Consider the following 21,906-nt stretch of genomic DNA (forward strand, 5'->3'; position numbering starts at 1 on the left):
ATTAATTCTGTAATTGCTGATGGACCAAAAAAAAGTTATAGTTATTGGTGGTGGAATAGCCGGAATGGAATCGGCTGCGTATCTCTCTGCCATGGGTTATTATGTAACGCTGATTGAGAAAGAAGCCGCGTTGGGCGGTCATCTGCGCAAATGGGACCGACTCTTCCCGACGATGCGCCGTGGCGATGAGGTACTCACATTTCTGAAACAGGGTGTTGAGAACAACGTCAATATTATGTACCGCGCCAATATTATCAAGATAGATGAACTTGGCAAATCGTTTCGCGTAGAGCTCGACAGCGGAACCACGCTCATTGCGGACGCCTTGCTCATTACCACAGGATACGATATTTTTGATGCCCGCCTGAAAGAAGAATACGGCTACGGCATTTACGATAATGTAATTACATCGGCAGAGCTGGAAGGAAAATTTTCGCAGGGCGGGCAAATGCTTACACCAACAGGAAAAGTTCCTGCACGCATCGGCTTCATACATTGTGTCGGCTCACGCGACGAAAAGGTAGGTCATGTCTATTGCTCGAAGGTTTGCTGTGTAACGGCTGTGAAGCAATCAATGGAATTGAAAGAAAAACTTCCTGATGCAGAGCTGTTCTGTTTTTATATGGATATGCGTATGTACGGAATGCATTTCGAAGCATTGTACAAAGAAGCACAGGAAAAGTGGGGAATAAATTTTGTGCGCGGCCGCTTATCGGAAGCTGCTGAAAATATTGACCACAGCATCGTATTAAAAGTGGAAGATACCCTTGCCGGTAAACCCATGAAAATGACGGTTGACTTGCTGGTGCTGATGGTTGGTTTTGTGCCTTCGGAAGGAACCAGACAGATTGGAAAATTACTGGGATTGCAGTTTGGCGTGAACGGATTTTTTAAAACAAAAGACCAGCACACGCTAACCAATGTTTCGAACATTCCGGGCGTATTCTTTGCAGGGTCGTGTACGGCGCCAAAAACCATCACAAATACCATCACCGATGCGCGGGCAGCCGCTGCGGCCATTGCCAGTTACCTCGAAGGCTATAACATCGAAGAACGAACAAAAGCGTACTTTAAAGGAGTTAATAACTAAAAAATGAATTGTTGAATTGATCCGCCAAAAGGCGGACAGGCAGAGGCGGACAGGCATTTTCAAATTGACTAATTTTCAAATTAATTTTTAATGAAAGATTTCGGATATAAAATAAACCCTGACCGCCAGATTGACTATGACGCAAATAGCCGTCAGCTGGCCAACAGCGTTATTTCAAAAGAAGCTACCTTCAATGTATGTATGAGCTGTGGAAGCTGTACCGCTACCTGTAGCGCCGGAGTTTTTACGGATTTTAATCTCAGAAAAATTTTTGTTTTGATAAAAAGAGGGGAGACCTCAACGCTGAAAGAAGAAATGAAAAAATGCATGCTGTGCGGCAAATGCCAGCTTATCTGTCCACGGGGCGTGAATACACGCAAAGTAATATTGTCTATTCACAAAGCACTTGAGAACCATGAAATTTGATCCTTTTGTGCTGCCGTTCAGCATCGGGCTGTTCATATTATTCGTCATCGTTATTGTAAAATTTTCGATGTGGATACGCCGCCTTCCGGCCGACGACCGCAATCGTTTAAATAAAGGTATATTCAGCCGTAAGGTTTTTGGTGCCGGTTGGGAAATAATTACCGAAAGTCTTTTTCACCGACGCGTTTACCGTGTTAACCCGTTGCTTGGTTATATGCACATGAGTTTTGCTTTCGGTTGGTTTATGCTGATAGTACTCGGAAATCTTGAATCGCGCTTACATGCAGGCACCGAACTCAACTTCCCGTATTACCCTATATTTTTCCGCTTTTTCGTCCCCGGGCATGTCAATATTCCCTGGAGCGGGTTCTTCGGTTTCATCATGGACTTCTTTCTGCTTTATGTGATATCCGGTCTGATGCTGGCGATGTTCAAGAGAATATACTCGCGTATGTTCGGCATGAAGAAAACGACCAAAATGAAGCTTTTTGATAAGTTTGCCCTCACTTCTCTTTGGTTCATCTTTCCGTTAAGGCTGTTGGCAGAAAGTTTTACATCGGGTGTGCATCATGGCGGAAGTTTCCTTACCGGCAGTCTGGGCGATTTTTTTGCGGGCTTTCTTCCGGTTGAGCCGCTGTCGTATGTTGCCTGGTGGGCGTACTCATTTGCTCTCGGCATTTTCTTTGTTTCGCTGCCGTATTCAAGGTATATGCACATTCCTGCCGAAATATTGCTGATAGGATTCAGGCGCTTTGGCATCAATCGATATAAACGTTTTGGCGTATTTCAGGAAGTGGAAATCAACTCGTGCCCGCGCTGTGGCGTGTGCATTGATGTTTGCCAGATTTCAACAGCGGCGGGTATTCACGATACACAGGCCGTTTATTTCGTAAAATCTCTGCGTGAAAAGAAAAAAGATGAGGTCATTGCGCAGACATGCCTGGTTTGCGGTCGTTGCAAGGAGTATTGTCCGGTGGCAATCGATACCGATTCATTAAGATTATCACAACGCACTTATCTCGGCGGAAAAAAGTTTTTCAATTACGCTTATCTGCCGCCGGTTGAGACTAAAAAGGTGGATGTAATTTACTTCGCAGGCTGCATGACTCATTTAACGCCGGCTATACGAAAAGCCATGGTCGGTATTCTTGACGCATCGGGCGTGAATTACAGCTTTATGGATGCCGATGGTTCGATATGCTGCGGGCGCCCCCTCATGCTGGCCGGTCAGTATAATGATGCACGTAATCTGATTGACCAGAATAAAAAGATAATACAAGAATCGGGCGCCCGCAGACTCGTTACTTCCTGCCCCATCTGTTTCAGGGTGTTCAATGAAGATTACAAATTGGATATTGAAGTATTACACCACAGTCAGTTTATTTCGGAATTATTGGATAACAATATATTAAAATCCTCAATATCAGACAAAAAGGTGGTTTATCACGATCCGTGCGAACTGGGTCGTGGCTCCGGAATATTTGATGAGCCTAGGAAAGTGATACGAAATTACGCCACATTAGTGCAAACACCACATGAAGCCGAAGCAGGATTATGCTGTGGCGGTTCGCTGGGAAATATTGAAAAATATAACGAGGTCAGAGAAAAGGTTTCTTCTCAAATTGTCGATGAACTGATGAATTCCTGCCCCGATTTTTTAATAACTTCTTGTCCTCTTTGTAAAAAAACATTGGGAAAATATGCCGGAACGAAGGTTAAGGATCTGGCAGAATTGGTGTACGAGGGGCATAAAAATGGTCTTCTTATTAATTGAAAATGAGTTTTATACGAATATTGTATTTGTATAGAAGTAAATCTATTATATATAATGAAAATAAAAATGTTAATAGCTGTTGAAAATTATTTTAAGAAAAACTTGCAATTTTCGACGAAATGAGATTATCTTTGTAGTGATTTATTTGTTTTTTGTTTTTTTTCATAGTATTTAATTTTTCCCCGGTGTCTTCGCGCCATCGGGGTTTTTTATTTTTTGACCGTAACGGCAGCCTGTACTTTCTCAAAAAAACTTCTGTCGAGCGGATATCCCATCTTACCTGCTGTATTAATATCTTCCCATGCCTGTTTGAAGTTTCCAATATCATATGCAGCCACTGAGCGGTTCACAAATGATGCGGCGTCCTTTGGATTCGATTGTATGGCGAGGTCATAATCTTTGATTGCTTCAGCAGGCCTCTTCAGGTTGTATTTTGCAAGCCCGCGCCAGGAATAGACTTCACTTTTTTCAGGCTTAAGTTCAATTGATTTATCGAAAAGCTGAATGGCGGCAGCGTATTCTCCTTTACGGTAATAGGCTAATCCTTTCCAGTAATATCCTTCTTCATCCTTCGGATTCAGTTTCAGGCATTGTTCAAAGTCTTTAAGTGCTTCATCTTCCTTCTTCAGGTTAAGCTTTGCAGTACCTCGCCACAGCCATGCTTTGCTGTCTTCGGGCTTTATCGTCAGATACAGGTCATAGTCGGGCAGCGATGGCTCAAACTGTTTTAGGTTGCTGTACGAATTGGCACGCCCAATCAGCGCATCATTATTTTTCGGGTCCATTTTCAGGCATTTTGAAAAATCAACGATGGCTTCTTCCACTTTCCCCATATTGAACAGTACAACGCCGCGATTCGCAAACGCAGGAAAATAGGTCGAATCCAACGTTATGGAACGCGTAAAATCAGCAACAGCTTTATCATAATTCTTGACCCATCTGTAATAATAATATCCACGGTTATTATACCCGAAAGGCAGATTTGGATATGTTTTGATCTGATCCGTGAAAAGTATTTCCCCGTCTTTCCACAAGCCAATCCGCTGCCATGAAAGAAACGAAAAGAAGAGAATGAATATCCCGGTAAGGATATGCAAAGCCGGTTTATAGCGAAGTATTTTCTTGTCAGTGCTACTGATTCCTTTATCATACATCCAGCCAATAATAAAGAACAGCCCGATATACGGAACGTAGGTGTATCGCTCCGATAATGATGCTCCGCCCACAGATACTATTTGTAATACGAGAACGATGCTGATGAAAAAGAACAGAGCGCCGAAAATGTACTGCCTGCCATACCGCTTCGACCAAACAATGAGTGCGAGCACTGCAATTACAATAGCCGCTGATGCATAATACATGAATGGCAGTAGTCCGTTGATGCGTGCAGGATACGGATACATTACCGCAAGCTTAACGGGTACAAAAAGCTTCGCAATATACAGCACCAGTGTATGACACACAATAATCATGCGCTCGTAGAACGGATAGAGTGGTGTAAGGTCGTGGATGGCACCGCGCTCATTTTGCGAAAACACTGCAAGGATGCCGAATACCAGGGATAGCATTAAGTACGGAATTTTTTCCGTTATCAAGCGAAAGCTTAATTTCCGTTTTATAAACCAGTCAACAGCCAACATGACAATAGGTAAGATAACGGCGGCTGATTTGCTTAATAACGATAAAAAGAAAAAAAGCAGGGATATCCAGTAATTTCTTGTTTTATGCTCCTGTCGTGTAATCCGGAAATAATACCATATCAGAGAAAGCATGAAGAAAAATGTGTAGAGCACGTCTTTACGTTCGCTTACCCATGCCACCGATTCTACATGCATGGGATGTATTCCAAAAAATACTGCGCAAAACCCCGCCAGCAATGGCTTTTTTGAAATCAGACGGATAAACCAGAACACCAGTAATACATTCAGCAGATGAAAAAGAAGGTTATTGAAGTGGTACAATGCTGGATTCTCGCCGGCAACAGAATATTCAAGCGCATAGAACCATGTTGTGAGCGGATGATAATTGCCTTTATAAAATGTAGTCGGATTGAAGATGGTGATGAAATTCTGCCACGTCAGGCTGTGCACGAGTGCGTGTTCATGGATATAACCGCCATCGTCCCAGTTCACAATCCAGCCGTTGCTGAGCGACGGAATATAAACGATTAGTGTAATGATTACCGCAGCCAGAGCGTATATCAGCGGTTTATTGTCTTTGCTCTGCGCATTGGACTTTGCGTTCGGAGCAGGCATAGCAAAAGCCCGCTTGGTATTGCTGGCGGGCTTTTGCGGTAATCTATCCTTATAAATCTGTTGCTTTGCCATAATGCTATCTTCAATAAAGGTTCAAAGATAAAAAAAATGGCAGAAGCGTACCTACACGTATATCTTCTTTGCGGTCTGCATCAGAATCATAAGTTCAATGGCATGTAAGGTGCTGTATGTGTTCACGCCTGTAAAATTGATATCCTGAATTTTCAGACCTGTTTTTGACAGCTGCACTTTTACGCCGCTGCCCTCGTAAATATAATGCTCATCAAACTCCGAAAGTCTGGCAGTGCTGTTTTCATTGCGGTACACAAGAATAGGCGTACCGGTACTTTTGTCAAGAAAATATGCATTTTCCGTTTCGGCAAAACAGCTTTCGGTGAGGCAGAACTTTGGTTTATCCATGAAAGGTCTGCCCGAAGTGGGACAGAAGGTTGTACAGTTACCGCATTCGTTGCAGAATTCAGCAATATTCAAAACCTGCGTTGATTGCTTAATTTCGAATAGTTCGTTGTCGGTAATAGTAACTTTTCCATTGGTGTCTCTTTCGGCATTGTAGATTGTCAGACTGAAAGGTTCCACCTCATAAGTATTGTTAGCGCGATTCGGGCATACGGTTACACAAATGCTGCAAACCTCGTCGCAGTAAAGGCAACGTGATGCCTCGGCAATAGTTTCTTCTTTGGTGAGTGTATGCGACACCAGTTTGAACGGGTCTTTTGCCGTTGGCAAATCTTCGTGCACTTCTTTGCCGAACTGGCGGAGACTGCGTTTGGTAATATGTTCAGCGTAGCTTTTACCTTTTACAGGGAATAATTCAGGATCAACTGCCGACGTGCCTGAAGCTGCGATTATGGCTTCGGCCGCAATGCGTCCGTCGCCGATTGCTTTGATAATTGTTGCCGGTCCGCGCATGGCATCACCGCCAATGAACACACCCGGAATCTGGGTTTCGTAGGAGCCTTCGTTCGCCTGAAGCAATCCGGCATCCACAAAATCTGCAATAATATCCTGACCCAGCGCCGGAATAATGGTGTCGACATGCAATTCAAATTCCGAACCTGCTATTTTAACCGGTTTACGTCGTCCGCTGCTGTCTTTTTCGCCCAGTTCCATCTTGCTGCATAAAAGTCCCGTCACATGGCCATTCTGTGCTACCACGCTTTCAGGTGCAACTAATTCCAGAATGTTGAGACCTTCTTTTTGTGCGCTGATTACTTCTTCTTTATCAGCGGGCATTTCCATAATCGTTCTGCGGTAAACAATAGTCACTTTAGCATCGGCCCCGGCCAGCCTTTTGGCTGTACGTGCAACATCCATGGCTGTATTTCCGCCACCTATCACAACAATATTCTTTCCAACAGGCTGTGCAACACCCCTGCGAATGGATGAGAGGAACTTTAATGGGTCAAGAACACCCTGGGCTTCTTCGCCCGCGATACCGAGTTTTTTGGCTTTCTGTGCGCCAATGGCAACATAAATAAAATTGTTGTCTTTACGCAGTTGCTCAAAAATCTCTTTTGTGATGGGATGGTTGTAATTTATTTTAACGCCGATGGATTTTATGCGCTCAATGTCGCTCATAATGGCCTGTTCGGAGAGTCTGAACGAAGGAATGGCGTCGGAAACCATGCCGCCTGCAATACTTTTTGTTTCAAAAACTTCAACGCTGAATCCTGCCATTGCAAGGAAATAGGCTGCTGCCAATCCTGAAGGACCGGCACCAATCACAACGGCTTTTTTACCGTTTGATTTTTGAGGTTTGAGTGCCGGTGTTCCGGCATTCTCGGCGATGTAGCGTTTAACTTCGCGTATCAGCAGTGAGTTGTCATAATTTACGCGGGTACATTTCGTCTGGCAGAGGTGGTCACACACCATTCCGCAAACAGCGGGAAACGGGTTAGTATGCATGATTACGCGGAAGGCTTTTTCAAAATCGCCGTTTGCCGCGTGATACATATATACAGGTATATCCTGATTGGTGGGGCATGTATTTACACAGGGTGCTCCAATGCAGTCGAATGTATTCAATTTCCGTCCGGTCTTGATGTACGGCACTTTGAAAAGGTCTTTTGCGTAGGCTTTTTCAGAAAGTACTTTATCGGCGTAGGCTGCAAGATTTTCCATGATGTCTGTTTGCCGGGCTTTTTCATCAATGCCTTTCAGAAGATCGAGTGAAGCCATTTGTTTGGCTTCGAGGGCTTCGTTCAACGCGGTAATATATTGATGCAGGCGACCGTATCCGCCCGGTTTCAGCACATCTGAGCATACCGTAACCGGGAATAACCCGCAAGAGATTACATCCGGAATATTGAAACAGTCGGCGCCGGCCGAAAAGGAGATATTCAGTTTGCCATCGTATTCTTTCTGCAACACGTTTGCGAGGTTGATGCTGATGGGGTGCAGTGCTCTGCCGCTCATATACATCATTTTCTCATTAGGCGTAAAAACATCCCTGTTGTTCATTGTTTCCAAAGTGTTGGTGAGCTTGAGCCCAAAAAATACTTTTTGAGTTTTAGCCGCAGCCGTAAGATTATTGATGATTCTGAGTGCATCGGGATATTTAAGGTCGTGACCAAAAGCTTCGTCGGGAACAACGGCGGTATGTCCGTGTACCTTGTTTAATATGGTGCGCAGTTTCTCCGGTCCGAGTAATGTAGGATTCAGCTTTATCAGCGTATTCAGCTTCATTTCATTGATCAGGTAAAGCCCTATTTTTTCTATTTCTTCGGGCGGGCAGCCGTGCATTGTTGAAAGTGTAATGCTGTCTGACATGCAATCGGGAATATTTATTCCCGAAAGGGCAGGGTAGAGCGGCAGGAGTTCCTGAATCATCGCTTCTTTTTCTGCCTTACAGTTTTTCATTTTACCAAAAAACCACTGAACATTTTCTTTCAGAATACCTTCCATGTTGTAACCAACACTCATGTTGAAGATAAATCCGGGTTTTCCGGCTATTCCTGCTTTGTGATGCAGCAGGTGCAGAATAATCCAGGCTTTCAGATACTCTTCGAACGATTCACGTATCCTCAGTTCCTGCGACCATTCAACGTTGTATCCTTCGTCCTGCATGTCGATACAGGGTTTAGAAACATTGAGTTCATCAAGTGTCTGAACGGTTTTCAATTCCAGATAGCGTGCACCGCAAAGGTATGCTGCGATGAGATTCTGAGCCATTTGAGTGTGTGGACCGGCTGCAACTCCAACAGGAGAATCAATGGGTTTGCCCATGAATGTGCTTTTCAGCTTTTCTGTTTGCTTTGCGGTCGCAATAATTTCTTCAGGTATTCCGAGTAATTCGGAAGTCCGGCAAGTTGCCAGATGGTAAAGTTGAGTAATGGATACAATCGAAAATCTGTCGCTCATGATATAATATATTAAATTTTTCAGGTGCAAAAGTAGTCATTTCATGGTCAAAAGTTGAAGTTATATATGCCCAATGTTTTGTTAGTTGTTTCACAATACTAGGTAGTTAAAATATTATATATTAACAATATGAAATAAATCATTAATTTTTATCTTAAATAATTGTTAATTGTCGGATATTTTTGCTAAACTTGCAGTCCCAAAAAAACAAAAGGATGCCGGAAACCGGAAAAAAGCAGATGATGTGCTCGGTTGTTATTCTTGCTGCAGGATATTCAGCAAGGATGGGATTGAGTAAGCCGTTTCTTAAGTGGGACGAGCGGGTCTGCTTTCTGGAACATATCATAGACCAATATCGTTCGATATGTTGCGGCAAGGTTGCGGTGGTGCTGAACAAAGAGAATCTGGACCGCTACAGAGTGGGACATTATAATTTCCTTAACGGGACGGTAAAAGTGATTAATGAGCATCCGGAATACGAACGATTTTATTCCATACAGTTAGGTATAAAAGCTTCGGGTGTACGCTTCCCCTGTTTTATTCAGGATGGCGATAATCCTTTTGTTACGGAATCGTTACTTTCCATGCTATACCAGCAATATATTCCTGACGGTTGGGTGGTTCCTGCGTTTGAAGGGCGGGGTGGACACCCGGTGCTCATTGGAACTGAGGCCGTGAACAAGATAATGAGTATTGAAACCTATGAAACGACGTTAAAAGATGAGTTGCGGGGACTGAAAAAGATTATTGTTCCTACTGAAGATCCATCGATACGTTATAATATCAATACCATTGAGGATTACAATAAACACTTTGGCGAAAGTCTGAATGTTAATCTGTAAGCGGAATATCAGTTAAGCTCACTCTTGAACGTCTGCATATACACTTCGTAGGTTTTCTTCTTATATGCATTTTCTCCGTAATATCTGAGTAAAGGCTCCACTTCTTTCGGTTCTTTATATCCCATTGTTTTCGTGATGACGGCCATTTTATCATCCAGAATTACAAATGAGGGATAATATAATTGACCTTGTAATAATGTTGTGGCCAGCTGGTGCGTAGAACGCGAGCTTTTGGGATTAGGATTTATGTAGGTTTTGCCCAGATATATGATTGTATCGCCCTGTTCCGCGTTTAACTTCACGGCATAAAAATACTTGTTCATGAACTTTATTACAACGGGATCTGTAAACGTTGACTGATCCATTTTTTTACACCATCCGCACCAGTCGGTAAACACATCAATAAAAATTTTCTTTGGTTTTTTTGCATTCAACTCGGTGGCTTCTTTAAGACTGTACCAGGTAATTTTGTCAGCTGCGGCCGGTTGTTGGGCTTTTACAAATGTGGGTAACAGGAAGGCTATTGCAAGAAGTGATACGGTGATGAAGCTTTTCATAGTAAGGTAGCTTTAGATGTCGGAGATTGATTGATACAAAGATAGCGCTATTTTTTATTCGCAGAATCAGCCTTCTTTATTGAGTCTTCCATTTGCTGAATTCTTTTATATGTATCGGGAGGGCCGCCGTATTTCGCTTTTGGGCGGCAGGCGGGCATAAACCCTAGCGTAAATACCATTGCGGAAAACGCAAAGACAAGACTTTTATAAAACCAATGGCTACGATGCTTCATAAGTCCGGAGTTTATTCCACCGAAAGGTAATATTTTATTTTTTCATACAGCGCATCTTTTACAAGCACAGATTTTTTGATGTCGGCAAGCACTTTGTACTTGCCATGCACATCGCGATAATTAACCAGCGATAGCGCTACATTATAGCCGATATACGGATGCTTCTGCAACTCCTCATAAGTGGCGGTATTCACGTTAATTTTTCGAATTATTTTTGGATTTACGATGATGTAGGGCTCAATTTTTAAATAGACGGTATCATTCAGTTTATTGATTTCTTTGAGCTGTTCCTTGCAATAATATCCTCCTAATTTGAGCTTATAATTTATTATTTTTTCGACAAAATATTGTCCTATGCCGGGCAACTTATCCAATTCTTCTGATGAAGCGGTATTCAGCTCCATAACTTGAATTTCCGGCTTTTTAAATTCTCCGTACGATGAATTTTTGGTGGCTTTGTTGTCAGTTATTTTAATATACGGTTCGAGTAGCTGATATTCATTTTCGGAAATGCAAAACATCTTTTTGAAGTCTTCTTTTTTATTGAACTTGCCACCTTTTGCTTTAAAGTTTTCCAGTGTTTTTATCTGCTTATCTTCCAAACCAAGCGTTTTCCACTGTTCAGGCGTCATGGTGTTGGGGTCGAAATCAAATGGCTTGAGATTGCTTTCGCTAACCGAACGGTCGGAATTATTAAAATCAAATTCCGTAAATTTTTCCTTCGTTTCCGAGAAGTATGATTTGGCAGGCTGAATCACTTCCTGAGTTTCCAGATATGAGTTGACTTCCTTGTCGAATTGTGTGAAATCCTGCATCTGGCGCGGGAGAGCGTAAGGCATTACAATGTTTCCGAGAATGATGAGGGTAATAATTCCCAGCAGCATGAAAATGCCGCGGCGTTCCGATTTATTGAATGCAAAGTACTCCCGCAGAAGATTGCTTTTTGCTTTCTTTCGCATCGTATTTTTTTTTGTAAAGATGCGAAAAATTATTAATAATCAGTAATGAAAAATTATTAAATAAATCTAAAATCCGAGGGTAGGAAATATTGAATTTCACATAACTCATCCGCCAGGCGGACAGGCGACTCATGACTTTTTTTTATTTACCGTCAATCAGTTTTTGGAAGGCGAACATTTCATCGCGAAGGCGTGCAGCCTCAATGAAGTCAAGTTCTTTAACTGCGGCTTCCATTGATTTTTTCGTTTTCTGAATCGCTTTTTGCAATTGTTCCTTCGACATATAGGCAACCACAGGGTCGGCTGCAGCATTGAAGTTTTCACTTTCAACGTACGGTCTCGGCTCTTTGTTTTTGCCATCGGCAACACTGGTCTGCCCGAGTATAGATTCTGCTGATTTTGTGATTTGAGTCGGAGTTATATTGTGTTCAATGTTATATGCCATTTGTTTTTCCCTTCGCCGTTCCGTCTCTTCTATGGTCCGTTTCATGGACTCGGTCATTTTATCGGCATAAAAAATGACCAGACTGTGCAGGTTGCGCGCAGCTCGACCGGCTGTCTGCGTAAGCGAGCGTGCCGACCTCAGAAAGCCTTCTTTGTCGGCATCCAGAATAGCGACGAGTGAAACCTCAGGCAGATCCAGGCCTTCACGAAGCAGGTTAACACCAATAAGCACATCAAATACTCCGTTACGTAAATCGCGGATAATCTCAACACGCTCCAGCGTGTGCACTTCCGAATGTATGTAGCGACACCTGACGTCGAGCTTTGTCATGTATTTGGCCAGTTCTTCTGCCATGCGTTTGGTAAGTGTTGTTACCAGCACGCGCTCTTTTACTTTTATTCTTTCGTTGATTTCATTCAGCAGGTCATCAACCTGATTCAGGCTCGGCTTTACAACGATTTTGGGATCGAGCAATCCCGTTGGGCGCACGAGTTGTTCAACCACCACGCCTTCGCTTTTCTGCAGTTCGTAATCGGCAGGAGTGGCGCTCACGTAAAGCAACTGAGGAGCCATCGCTTCAAATTCATCAAACTTCAACGGGCGGTTGTCCATAGCCGAAGGCAGGCGAAACCCGTATTCCACAAGATTTTTTTTGCGTGAACGGTCGCCGCCGTACATGGCACGAATCTGTGAAACGGTGACATGGCTTTCATCAATCACCATCAGAAAATCATCGGGGAAATAATCGAGCAAGCAGAACGGTCGCTGCCCTGTGGCTCTTCGGTCAAAGTACCGAGAATAGTTCTCAATGCCTGAGCAGTAGCCCAGTTCACGCATCATTTCAATATCATAATTGACCCGGTCTTCAATCCGTTTTGCTTCGAGGTGCTGCCCGTTTTCTCTAAAATATTCGGCCTGTTTAAACATGTCCTGCTGTATCTCATCGAGAGCCGAATTCATGGTTTCTTTAGACGTAATAAAAATGTTTGCCGGGTAGATGGCAATGGCGGTATGCGATTCCAGTTTACGACCGTTCACAGGCTCAAATGAGTCGATGGAATCAATTTCATTACCAAAAAAACTTATCCTGAAACAGTAATCGGCGTAAGCCGGAAATACGTCAACGGTGTCACCTCTGACTCTGAATTTGGACCGTGTAAATTCTATGTCGTTTCGCGAATAAAGCACATGTACGAGATCCTGAAGAAAAGCCTGCCGGCTTACTTTTTGTCCGACCTGCAGGCGTATTACATTGCTCGAAAAATCTTCAGGGTTACCTATACCGTAAATACAGGAAACTGATGAGATAACAATTACATCGCGGCGTCCCGACAACAGCGCAGAAGTGGCACTGAGTCTTAGTTTCTCAATTTCATCATTGATGGATAAGTCCTTTTCAATGTAAGTATTTGAAATTGGAAGGTAGGCTTCAGGCTGATAATAGTCGTAATAGGATACAAAATATTCAACTGCATTTTTGGGAAAGAACTGCTTGAATTCTCCGTATAGCTGGGCTGCCAGCGTTTTATTATGACTCAGAACCAGCGTTGGCCGCTGTATTTGCTGAATTACGTTTGCAACGGTAAATGTTTTTCCTGATCCGGTAACTCCCAGCAGTACCTGCGATTCATCACCGCGCTGCAAACCTTCTACAAGTTGTTTGATTGCTTCGGGCTGATCGCCTGTGGGGATAAATTCAGATGTGAGTTCAAAATCCATAAATGCAAAGATAGGGGGAAAAGCAGTTTCATTATGGTGAAGCGCTAACTAAAAATATTTTTGGTCAGATTGAAACTTGTAAAATTTTCCGTGGATTTCTAATTAGGTCATTGGAAAACGCGAAGTCATGGATATAATTGGTGTAATGCTGATTAATATCATCGTGGCTGTAGATGCTGTCAACACAGGAGAAGCAGCGAATACACCTATGTATATTCCGGTGTCTGATTTATATCCTATATATCCTATTGCATAAGCTGCACAGCAAAGCTATATTTGTCATCAGCTGTAACATAAAATCTAGGAAACATGCAATTTGATATTGAATTAATAGAGTTGTTTTATAAAACACTTTCAGCGCGAATTTCCGGGATAAAGGAACTTCTCAACCACCCGTTAACACTGAGCGAAAAGTTATTGTATGCTCATTTGTTCAGAGAACCCTCTCAAGTTTTAATCAGAAGTGTTGATTATGCTGACTTCAGACCGGACAGAGTTGCGATGCAGGATGCGACGGCTCAGATGGCGTTATTGCAATTTATGATGGCTGGAAAAGACAGAACGGCTGTTCCCACTTCAGTACATTGCGACCATCTTATACTTGCAAAGTCGGGTGCTGCAGAGGATCTTCAAACGGCCACTGTTGTCAATAATGAAGTATACGATTTTCTCAGTTCGGCGTGTAATAAGTATGGCATTGGTTTCTGGAAACCGGGCGCTGGCATTATTCACCAGATTATTCTTGAGAATTATGCTTTTCCAGGAGGCATGATGATAGGTACAGACTCACATACGCCAAATGCCGGTGGTCTTGGTATGATTGCGATAGGTGTGGGTGGAGCCGATGCCGTTGATGTGATGACAGGTATGGAATGGGAACTTAAATTTCCAAAAATCATTGGAATAAAACTAATCGGGAGGCTCAATGGTTGGGTGTCTGCAAAGGATATCATTCTGAAGATTGCCGGAATACTCACAGTTAAAGGAGGAACCGGATGCATCATTGAATATTTCGGTGAAGGAGCAAATTCGCTTTCTGCAACAGGAAAAGCCACCATCTGCAATATGGGCGCAGAACTGGGTGCTACCTGTTCAATTTTTGGTTTTGATGAAGCCATGAGCAAGTATCTTCAGGCTACCGGCCGGGAAAAAGTTGCACAACTTGCAACCGGAGTTGGGGCGGATCTTAATCCAGATCCGGAGGTTCTTGCTTCGCCTGAAAAATATTTTGACCAATTTATCGAGATTGACCTTAGCACACTTGAACCATATATTAATGGGCCCTTCTCGCCTGATCTTGCAACACCTGTATCCGAAATGAAAGCTGCAGCAGCAGCAAATGCCTGGCCAACCACTGTTGAAGTTGGTCTGATTGGCTCGTGCACAAATTCATCGTACGAAGATCTGTCGCGTGCGGCATCCGTTGTGAAGAATGCGTATGAAAATCATTTAAAGGCAAAATCAGTTTTTACAATCACACCGGGTTCAGAGCAAATACGAGCCATATGCGAACGTGATGGGATTTTTGATATTTTCAGGAAAATAGGCGGACAAATCTTTGCAAATGCTTGCGGTCCTTGCATCGGACAATGGGAGCGTGCCGGTTCTGAACAAGGTCTTAAGAACACCGTAATTCATTCCTTCAACAGAAATTTTTCGAAGCGTGTTGATGGAAACCCCAATACCCATGCATTTGTTGCTTCACCCGAAATGGTTGCAGCTATTGCACTTGCCGGAGACCTTACTTTTAATCCTATTACTGATACATTGATGAATGAGAAAGGTGAGATGGTGAAACTGGATCCACCATTTGGCACTGACCTTCCTTCAATAGGCTTCGGTACTGTTGTTGAAGGTTATCAGAAGCCGACAATGGCGGATGCACCGGAAATAGTAATCAAACAAGACTCAGACAGGCTGCAGAAGCTTCAACCCTTTAAAGCATGGGATGGAAATGATACAATGGCATTATCAGTCCTTATCAAGGTAAAAGGGAAATGCACCACCGATCATATTTCAATGGCAGGCAAATGGCTGAAGTATCGCGGGCATCTCGCAAATATTTCCGATAATTTGTTGATAGGCGCAATTAATTTTTTTAATGATAAACCTAACAGTGTGCTGAATACCATGAATGGGGAATATGCCACAGTACCTGAGGTTGCAAAAGAATTCAAAAAAAATGGTGAAGCCACGATTGTTATCGGTGATGAGAATTATGGCGAAGGTTCATCGCGTGAACATGCAGCGATGGAACCGCGCTTCCTCAATGTGAAGGCTATTCTTGCACGTTCTTTTGCACGCATCCATGAAACAAATTTGAAAAAACAGGGGATGCTCGCCTTGACATTCAAAGATAAAAATGACTATCTGAAAGTTCGTGAAGACGATGTATTGACCATAAGCGGGCTTGCTGATTTCAAAGCGGGAAAACCACTTGAAATTTTAATTGTGCATCGTGATGGTACCACAGAGACCATACAGGCGAACCATACTTACAATGCTGCGCAGATAGAATGGTTTAAAGCAGGCTCATCCCTTAATCTCATCAGAAATTCAAACAAATAATTAAAGTATAAACAGTGTTATGGAAACATTAATGCGATTTAAAAAAGAGGACCTGATGGATTTTGTGGTCAGGTATATGACAAAACTTGGTGTTCCCGAAGCGGATGCGCGTATTGTGGGAAACGTGCTGATATCAGCCGATATGCGAGGTGTAGAATCGCACGGGCTGCACCGTCTTGGTTCCTATTATGGGCACCGTATCATCAATAAATATATTGACCCGACAACACCTTATAAAGTAGTCAGCGAAACGCCTACCACCATGCTCATTGATGGTGGAAACGGATGTGGGCAGGTTGTTTCGCACAATGCCATGAATATGTGTATCGCTAAAGCGAAAAAGTCGGGAATGGCTTCCATCACCGTGAATAACAGCAATCACTTTGGCATTGCCGGTTATTACTCCATGATGGCATTGGAACATGACATGATTGGCTTTTGTATGACGAACTCGCAACCATTGGTATCACCAACGTATGGCAAAACGGCAGTGCTTGGCACAAACCCAATTAGTATGGCCGTTCCTGCCGGAAGCCGGTATCCTTATGTGCTTGATATGGCTACCAGTGCCGTAGCCTATGGCAAGATTCAGGTGTATGAAAAAAAGAATGAACCCATTCCACTTGGATGGGGCATTGATTCTGAAGGCCGGGTAACAACGGATCCATCTAAGATTAAACCGGGTGGACATGGGGCATTGCTTCCGCTTGGCGGGATGGATTATACCGCCGGATACAAAGGTTACGGACTTGCCGTGATGGTTGAGATTCTTTGCTCTGCGCTTTCAGGCGGGAATTTCCTTACGCACGTCGGCTCACCGTCAAAACCTGAACCTACCGGCGTTTCTCACTTTTTTATGGCAATGGATGTTGCGGCATTCAGACCGGTTGCTGATTTTAAAGCCCAGATGGATGAAATGATCAGCTTGTTGAAATTGTCGCCTCTTGCTGAAGGAAGAAACGAGATACTGGTAGCCGGTGAGAAGGAATTTGAATATGAAAAATACAATCAAAAACATGGTGTGCCTTTGATGAAACCTATCATTGATGACCTTACGAAAGAAGGTGAAAAGATTGGGGTGGCATTCGATGCAATGGCATTTGCTGAATAACGAACATAATAAACGAGCATTATGGCAGACAAGATTAAAATTGAAAATGGCACACTTCAGGTTCCTGACTTTCCGATTATACCATTTATTGAAGGTGACGGTACAGGACCTGATATCTGGAATGCATCTGTGCGTGTATTTGATGCAGCGGTAAAGGCAGCATTCGGTGATTCGAAGAAAATTTTCTGGCGAGAAGTGCTTGCCGGAGAAAAGGCCTTCAACGAGACAGGCTCATGGCTTCCTGAAGAAACGCTGAACGATTTTAAAGAATTTTTAGTTGGTATCAAGGGACCGCTCACAACTCCTGTCGGTGGCGGCATGCGCTCACTCAACGTTGCCCTTCGTCAGGAACTGGACTTATACACCTGTTACCGGCCTGTGCGCTATTTCAGTGGAGTGCCCAGTCCGGTGAAGCATCCCGAGAACGTGGATATGCATATTTTCAGAGAGAACACTGAAGATATTTATGCCGGTATCGAATACATGCATGGCAAACCCGATACCGATAAACTGAAGAATTTTTTGCTGAATGAAATGGGCGTGAAATCAATCCGTTTTCCGGATACAGTATCGCTGGGCATTAAGCCTGTATCGGTGCAGGGAACAGAGCGGCTTGTGCGACAGGCTATACGGTTTGCACTGGAACGCAAACTTCCTTCAGTAACCCTGGTTCATAAAGGGAACATAATGAAGTTTACTGAAGGCTCCTTTATGAGATGGGGATATGCCCTGGCTGAACGGGAATTTAACAATGATGTGTTTACCTGGCAGCAATACAATTTGATTTTAAAAGAAAAAGGCGAAGAGGCTGCCATTGCTGCACAACAGTCAGCCGAACGTGCCGGGAAATTACTCATCAAAGATGTGATTGCGGATGCTTTTCTGCAGCAGATTCTTACACGTCCGGCTGAGTATTCTGTTATTGCCACGCTCAATCTGAACGGTGATTATATCTCTGACGCACTGGCTGCCATTGTTGGAGGAATCGGCATTGCACCCGGCGCTAATATCAATTTTGAAAGCGGACATGCCATCTTTGAAGCCACACACGGAACGGCACCCAAGTATGCCGGTCTTGATAAAGTCAATCCGGGCTCTGTGATTCTTTCGGGAGCTTTGATGTTTGAATATCTGGGATGGAATGCCGTGTCAGAAAGTATCTATGCGGCCATCGAAAAAACAATTCTGAGCAAGAAAGTTACCTATGATTTCCACCGTCTTATGGAAGGTGCCACACTGTTAAAAACATCAGAATTTGCTGATGCCATTATTTCAAATTTATAAACAGGACTACTAAAAACATCAGAAATGGATAACAATAGCTTAATGTCAAACCTTGAGAAATCGGTAAAAGAAGCCACCATCATTGACCGCGAATATTATGAAAAATTCGATGTCAAAAGAGGATTGCGCAACAAAGATAAAACCGGCGTACTGGCAGGCTTAACAAATATTGGTGATGTTGTCGGTTATAAAAAGGAAGGCGATCAGGTTCTTGCAGTACCGGGCCGGCTGGTATATCGCGGAATTGATATCGAAGACCTTGCAAATGGATTCAAAAGCGACCAGCGACATGGATTTGATGAGACAGTTTACCTTTTGCTGACCGGTAAATTGCCCTCTAAGGATGAGCTGACGGTATTCACCGATTATATGGCACAGTTGCGCAAACTGCCTGATTCATTCATCAAGAACATGATTCTTTCTATGAAAGGGCGCGATGTTCTTAACATGCTTGCACGGTCTGTGCTGGGACTGTACACACTCGATGCCCGGGCTGATGAGATTAGTATCCGGAATATGATTGAACAATCACTGAACATCATCGCCAAGTTTCCTACAATCATTGCATATGCATATCAGGCAATGAGTTATGCGTATCAGGGAAAGACGCTGTCCATCCGTTATCCGAGTCCGGTAATGAGCACTGCCGAGAACTTCCTGTATCTTGTTAAAGGCGGTAATTCACGATATACAAAGCTTGAAGCCGATTTGCTGGACCTTGCTCTTGTGTTGCATGCAGAACACGGTGGCGGAAACAATTCAACATTTACCATGCGCGTGACAAGTTCAAGTGAAACGGATATCTATTCATCTATTACTGCAGCCATCGGTTCATTGAAAGGACCTTTGCACGGGGGCGCCAACCTGAAGGTTCTTGATATGATGGAAGATTTGAAACGCAATCTTTCTGACTGGAAAGATGAAAATGAAGTTCGGGAGTACATAATTAAAATTCTGAACAAAAAAGTAAATGATTTCAGTGGAAAGATTTATGGTATCGGTCATGCCGTTTATACCATTTCAGACCCAAGAGCTATTGTTCTGCGAGAAAGAGCGCGCGACCTGGCTGTTGAAAAAGGCAAGATTGATGAATTTGAACTCTATGAATTGTTTGAAAAGCTTGCCCCCGTGGTTTTTGCCGAATTTAAAGGCAACGGACCCGATAAACAGGTGTGCATCAATGTGGATTTCTATTCAGGCTTTGTGTATTCATGCATTGGCATACCGAAGGAATTGTTCACACCTTTATTTGCTATGGCAAGGGTTGCAGGATGGTGTACACACCGCATTGAGGAAATATCTTCATCTGCAAAGCGTATTATCCGCCCGGCATATAAGGGCGTGTTCCCCAAACAGGAATATGTTCCTTTAATCAGCCGTTTGTAATAATTAATTGCTATTTTTAACCCGTAATTATTAAAAATGAAATTGTATGAACGACTTTAATATTGCCCCATTTGACAAAGCCTTTGAACAGGTATTAGACGGTAATCTGACAGATGCAGTTGCATTTTTCGAAGCGGAACTTGAGAAGAGCCCTGACAGTATCCGACTTTTACTGGAGGTAGCAAATCAATATTATATTCTGGGCGAGATGAATAAATGCATTTGTGCCTATAAAAAAATATTGAAGCTCAGACCCGGTAGTATCTATATATATTACAGGATGGGTGTTGCCATGTACCGCGCCACTTTATTTACACAGGCCGTTGAAGTTTTCGAGAAAATTATTGAGTCAGGAAAGCCACTGCCGATGACCTACATCTGGATGGGATTGAGTTATTACCATCTCGGCAAGGAAGCTAAAAGTATTGATTGCTATCGCAAAATGCTGGAAGGCAAAGGCGATACAACAATGGCACATTATTATCTTGGAATTGCATTAAAAGCAACCGGACGGTACGAAGAAGCGCTGCCTCACTTTCAGAAATTAGTACAGGAAAACAATCAGCACGTATCAGCGCACTATCATCTTGGTCGAACCTATATGCGCACGTTCAAGTATGATCTGGCAAAAGAAGAATTTAAGAAAGTGCTGGAGCTGGATCCCTATAATAATAATGCTCAGGAAATGTACGATTATATTGTCGATGATCATTCATTCTGATAATCTACAATTCCGGTATTTCATGTAAAATCAATCCTTCACAAAATCACATGTGATAGGGTAGTGGTCGGAGTACATAAGCTTGTGCGTTTTGAAATTTATCGCGCTAAACGGATCCGAATAAAAGATATAATCTATGCGGAATGGCAATGGAAAGCCCGGATAGCTGCTTCCCGTTCCTGAACCTGATCTTACAAAGGCATCAGTAAGGCTGTGACTGATGTGGTGGTAAGCATAAGAGCAGGGTGTATCATTGAGGTCCGTGCATAATATAACCGGAAAGTGGCAGTTGAGAATATGATCTGAAACCATTTCGGCTTCACGCGAACGCCTTTTGTACGCTGCTTTCATATAATCAAACATCTTTTTTGTAGTGCGTTTCAGTGCTTCGTTATCCTTGTTTTCACTCACAGTCCCGGGATTTTCAGCAAGTTCTGTTTCTTCCTTACTCAAACGTATGCTCTCAAAATGGGCATTGTAGATTCGTACTGTATCCTTGCCTATAAGTACGTCTGTCCAAATGCATAAATTGCTGCGCGACCAGGGGAAATCAATCTTTCCTTTATTTACAATCGGATAAGCGCTGAATGTGGCAATACCAAACTGGTTGATGTTGCGCGAAGTGATTTTATATTCCGCATGACAGTATTTCGCTTTTTGAAACTGCACCAGCGTGTCCAGCGTTTTAAAAGTCCCGCTGAGGTCATTTACAAACTCCTGAAAGCAAATGATATCAGGCATCTGGTCTTTAATGAACGTAAATATTCTGTTTCGATTCGTGAAATCATGCTTCCATTTTTTATCCACATTGTAAATGTCGAAATTCCTTACATTGTATGATAACACTCGTGTATACGAACCTTTTTCGGGCTTGCCTGTTGTTTCTCTGAACTGAAAATGCGAACGCACATGATTATATCCTGCCATCAACATAATCAATGAAAGGAGTAAATATATGCGCTTAAAGATGAGCCAGAAAATCACAAAACCCAGATTAATCAAGGCAAGTGGCTGGTAGGCCAGACCGGCAAAAGCGAAGAACCAGATTTTCTCAGGACTGATAAAAGGGGCGAGGCAGGAGCAGGCAAGCAACAGGGCAAAAATGATATTCAATCCGAATACCAATTTCAATAATATACCTGTTTTGCTTTTCGA

General features: G+C 43.0%; 16 protein-coding genes. 10 read left to right on the plus strand and 6 right to left on the minus strand.

Annotated features, from left to right (window positions below; all coding sequences use genetic code 11):
* Positions 1 to 19: 19 nt before the first annotated feature.
* The 3 genes from WCM76_04740 to WCM76_04750 all read left to right on the plus strand — a co-directional run bounded on the left by WCM76_04740 (position 20) and on the right by WCM76_04750 (position 3,290).
* Positions 20 to 1,090 carry an FAD-dependent oxidoreductase gene (locus WCM76_04740; protein MEI6764925.1) on the plus strand — a complete coding sequence of 357 codons (1,071 nt, stop codon included), beginning with the start codon at positions 20 to 22 and terminating at the stop codon, positions 1,088 to 1,090.
* A 90-nt stretch (positions 1,091 to 1,180) separates the two neighbouring features.
* Entirely contained in the window at positions 1,181 to 1,516 is a 336-nt protein-coding gene (locus WCM76_04745) for a 4Fe-4S dicluster domain-containing protein (protein ID MEI6764926.1), read from the plus strand.
* Complete coding sequence (locus WCM76_04750) at positions 1,506 to 3,290, plus strand: (Fe-S)-binding protein (protein ID MEI6764927.1); 1,785 nt, start codon at positions 1,506 to 1,508, stop codon at positions 3,288 to 3,290. Before WCM76_04745 ends, WCM76_04750 begins: the two co-directional genes overlap by 11 nt.
* Positions 3,291 to 3,499: 209 nt before the next feature.
* Here WCM76_04750 and WCM76_04755 read toward each other — a convergent pair whose 3' ends face one another.
* Both WCM76_04755 and ygfK read right to left on the minus strand, forming a co-directional pair.
* Complete coding sequence (locus WCM76_04755) at positions 3,500 to 5,617, minus strand: tetratricopeptide repeat protein (protein MEI6764928.1); 2,118 nt, start codon at positions 5,615 to 5,617, stop codon at positions 3,500 to 3,502.
* A 51-nt stretch (positions 5,618 to 5,668) separates the two neighbouring features.
* The gene (gene ygfK, locus WCM76_04760; GenBank protein ID MEI6764929.1) at positions 5,669 to 8,926 is read right to left on the minus strand and encodes a putative selenate reductase subunit YgfK; all 3,258 of its coding nucleotides are present in this window, start codon (positions 8,924 to 8,926) and stop codon (positions 5,669 to 5,671) included.
* A gap of 215 nt (positions 8,927 to 9,141) precedes the next feature.
* Here ygfK and WCM76_04765 point away from each other — a divergent pair, with 215 nt between their 5' ends.
* Positions 9,142 to 9,768, plus strand: coding sequence for an NTP transferase domain-containing protein (locus WCM76_04765; GenBank protein MEI6764930.1), 627 nt, complete (start codon positions 9,142 to 9,144; stop codon positions 9,766 to 9,768).
* 8 nt (positions 9,769 to 9,776) lie between these two features.
* On the opposite strand, the gene WCM76_04770 is transcribed toward WCM76_04765, so the two are convergent.
* The 3 genes from WCM76_04770 to uvrB all read right to left on the minus strand — a co-directional run bounded on the left by WCM76_04770 (position 9,777) and on the right by uvrB (position 13,681).
* Positions 9,777 to 10,325: a DUF255 domain-containing protein gene (locus WCM76_04770; protein MEI6764931.1), complete on the minus strand. Its 549-nt coding sequence runs from the start codon at positions 10,323 to 10,325 to the stop codon at positions 9,777 to 9,779.
* A gap of 244 nt (positions 10,326 to 10,569) precedes the next feature.
* Positions 10,570 to 11,517 (minus strand): helix-hairpin-helix domain-containing protein, encoded by a 948-nt coding sequence (locus WCM76_04775; protein ID MEI6764932.1) that lies wholly within the window; start codon positions 11,515 to 11,517, stop codon positions 10,570 to 10,572.
* Between the two features lie 142 nt (positions 11,518 to 11,659).
* Positions 11,660 to 13,681, minus strand: a complete 2,022-nt coding sequence (gene uvrB / locus WCM76_04780) for an excinuclease ABC subunit UvrB (GenBank protein MEI6764933.1) — start codon at positions 13,679 to 13,681, stop codon at positions 11,660 to 11,662.
* Positions 13,682 to 13,808: 127 nt separating this feature from the next.
* Here uvrB and WCM76_04785 point away from each other — a divergent pair, with 127 nt between their 5' ends.
* Genes WCM76_04785 through WCM76_04810 form a run of 6 tightly spaced genes read left to right on the plus strand, consistent with a single transcriptional unit; the run spans position 13,809 to position 20,751 of the window.
* On the plus strand, positions 13,809 to 13,937 hold the full coding sequence (locus WCM76_04785; protein MEI6764934.1) for a hypothetical protein: 129 nt from the start codon (positions 13,809 to 13,811) through the stop codon (positions 13,935 to 13,937).
* A 53-nt stretch (positions 13,938 to 13,990) separates the two neighbouring features.
* Positions 13,991 to 16,249 carry an aconitate hydratase gene (locus WCM76_04790; protein ID MEI6764935.1) on the plus strand — a complete coding sequence of 753 codons (2,259 nt, stop codon included), beginning with the start codon at positions 13,991 to 13,993 and terminating at the stop codon, positions 16,247 to 16,249.
* Between the two features lie 19 nt (positions 16,250 to 16,268).
* Positions 16,269 to 17,360, plus strand: a complete 1,092-nt coding sequence (locus tag WCM76_04795; protein ID MEI6764936.1) for an Ldh family oxidoreductase — start codon at positions 16,269 to 16,271, stop codon at positions 17,358 to 17,360.
* A gap of 21 nt (positions 17,361 to 17,381) precedes the next feature.
* Positions 17,382 to 18,644, plus strand: a complete 1,263-nt coding sequence (gene icd, locus WCM76_04800) for an NADP-dependent isocitrate dehydrogenase (GenBank protein ID MEI6764937.1) — start codon at positions 17,382 to 17,384, stop codon at positions 18,642 to 18,644.
* Positions 18,645 to 18,668: 24 nt separating this feature from the next.
* Positions 18,669 to 20,030, plus strand: a complete 1,362-nt coding sequence (locus WCM76_04805; GenBank protein ID MEI6764938.1) for a citrate synthase — start codon at positions 18,669 to 18,671, stop codon at positions 20,028 to 20,030.
* Positions 20,031 to 20,076: 46 nt separating this feature from the next.
* Positions 20,077 to 20,751 carry a tetratricopeptide repeat protein gene (locus WCM76_04810; GenBank protein ID MEI6764939.1) on the plus strand — a complete coding sequence of 225 codons (675 nt, stop codon included), beginning with the start codon at positions 20,077 to 20,079 and terminating at the stop codon, positions 20,749 to 20,751.
* A 30-nt stretch (positions 20,752 to 20,781) separates the two neighbouring features.
* Here WCM76_04810 and WCM76_04815 read toward each other — a convergent pair whose 3' ends face one another.
* Positions 20,782 to 21,882: an endonuclease/exonuclease/phosphatase family protein gene (locus WCM76_04815; protein MEI6764940.1), complete on the minus strand. Its 1,101-nt coding sequence runs from the start codon at positions 21,880 to 21,882 to the stop codon at positions 20,782 to 20,784.
* Positions 21,883 to 21,906: the final 24 nt, after the last annotated feature.

This window comes from Bacteroidota bacterium (genome assembly GCA_037133915.1).
Classification (GTDB): Bacteria; Bacteroidota; Bacteroidia; order Bacteroidales; family CAIWKO01; genus JBAXND01.

Coding starts and splice junctions, on each gene's coding strand:
- WCM76_04740 (MEI6764925.1), top strand. CDS start 20: ATGGACCAAAAAAAAGTTATAGTTATTGGTGGTGGAATAGCCGGAATG.
- WCM76_04745 (MEI6764926.1), top strand. CDS start 1,181: ATGAAAGATTTCGGATATAAAATAAACCCTGACCGCCAGATTGACTAT.
- WCM76_04750 (MEI6764927.1), top strand. CDS start 1,506: ATGAAATTTGATCCTTTTGTGCTGCCGTTCAGCATCGGGCTGTTCATA.
- WCM76_04755 (MEI6764928.1), bottom strand. CDS start 5,617: ATGGCAAAGCAACAGATTTATAAGGATAGATTACCGCAAAAGCCCGCC.
- ygfK (MEI6764929.1), bottom strand. CDS start 8,926: ATGAGCGACAGATTTTCGATTGTATCCATTACTCAACTTTACCATCTG.
- WCM76_04765 (MEI6764930.1), top strand. CDS start 9,142: ATGCCGGAAACCGGAAAAAAGCAGATGATGTGCTCGGTTGTTATTCTT.
- WCM76_04770 (MEI6764931.1), bottom strand. CDS start 10,325: ATGAAAAGCTTCATCACCGTATCACTTCTTGCAATAGCCTTCCTGTTA.
- WCM76_04775 (MEI6764932.1), bottom strand. CDS start 11,517: ATGCGAAAGAAAGCAAAAAGCAATCTTCTGCGGGAGTACTTTGCATTC.
- uvrB (MEI6764933.1), bottom strand. CDS start 13,681: ATGGATTTTGAACTCACATCTGAATTTATCCCCACAGGCGATCAGCCC.
- WCM76_04785 (MEI6764934.1), top strand. CDS start 13,809: ATGGATATAATTGGTGTAATGCTGATTAATATCATCGTGGCTGTAGAT.
- WCM76_04790 (MEI6764935.1), top strand. CDS start 13,991: ATGCAATTTGATATTGAATTAATAGAGTTGTTTTATAAAACACTTTCA.
- WCM76_04795 (MEI6764936.1), top strand. CDS start 16,269: ATGGAAACATTAATGCGATTTAAAAAAGAGGACCTGATGGATTTTGTG.
- icd (MEI6764937.1), top strand. CDS start 17,382: ATGGCAGACAAGATTAAAATTGAAAATGGCACACTTCAGGTTCCTGAC.
- WCM76_04805 (MEI6764938.1), top strand. CDS start 18,669: ATGGATAACAATAGCTTAATGTCAAACCTTGAGAAATCGGTAAAAGAA.
- WCM76_04810 (MEI6764939.1), top strand. CDS start 20,077: ATGAACGACTTTAATATTGCCCCATTTGACAAAGCCTTTGAACAGGTA.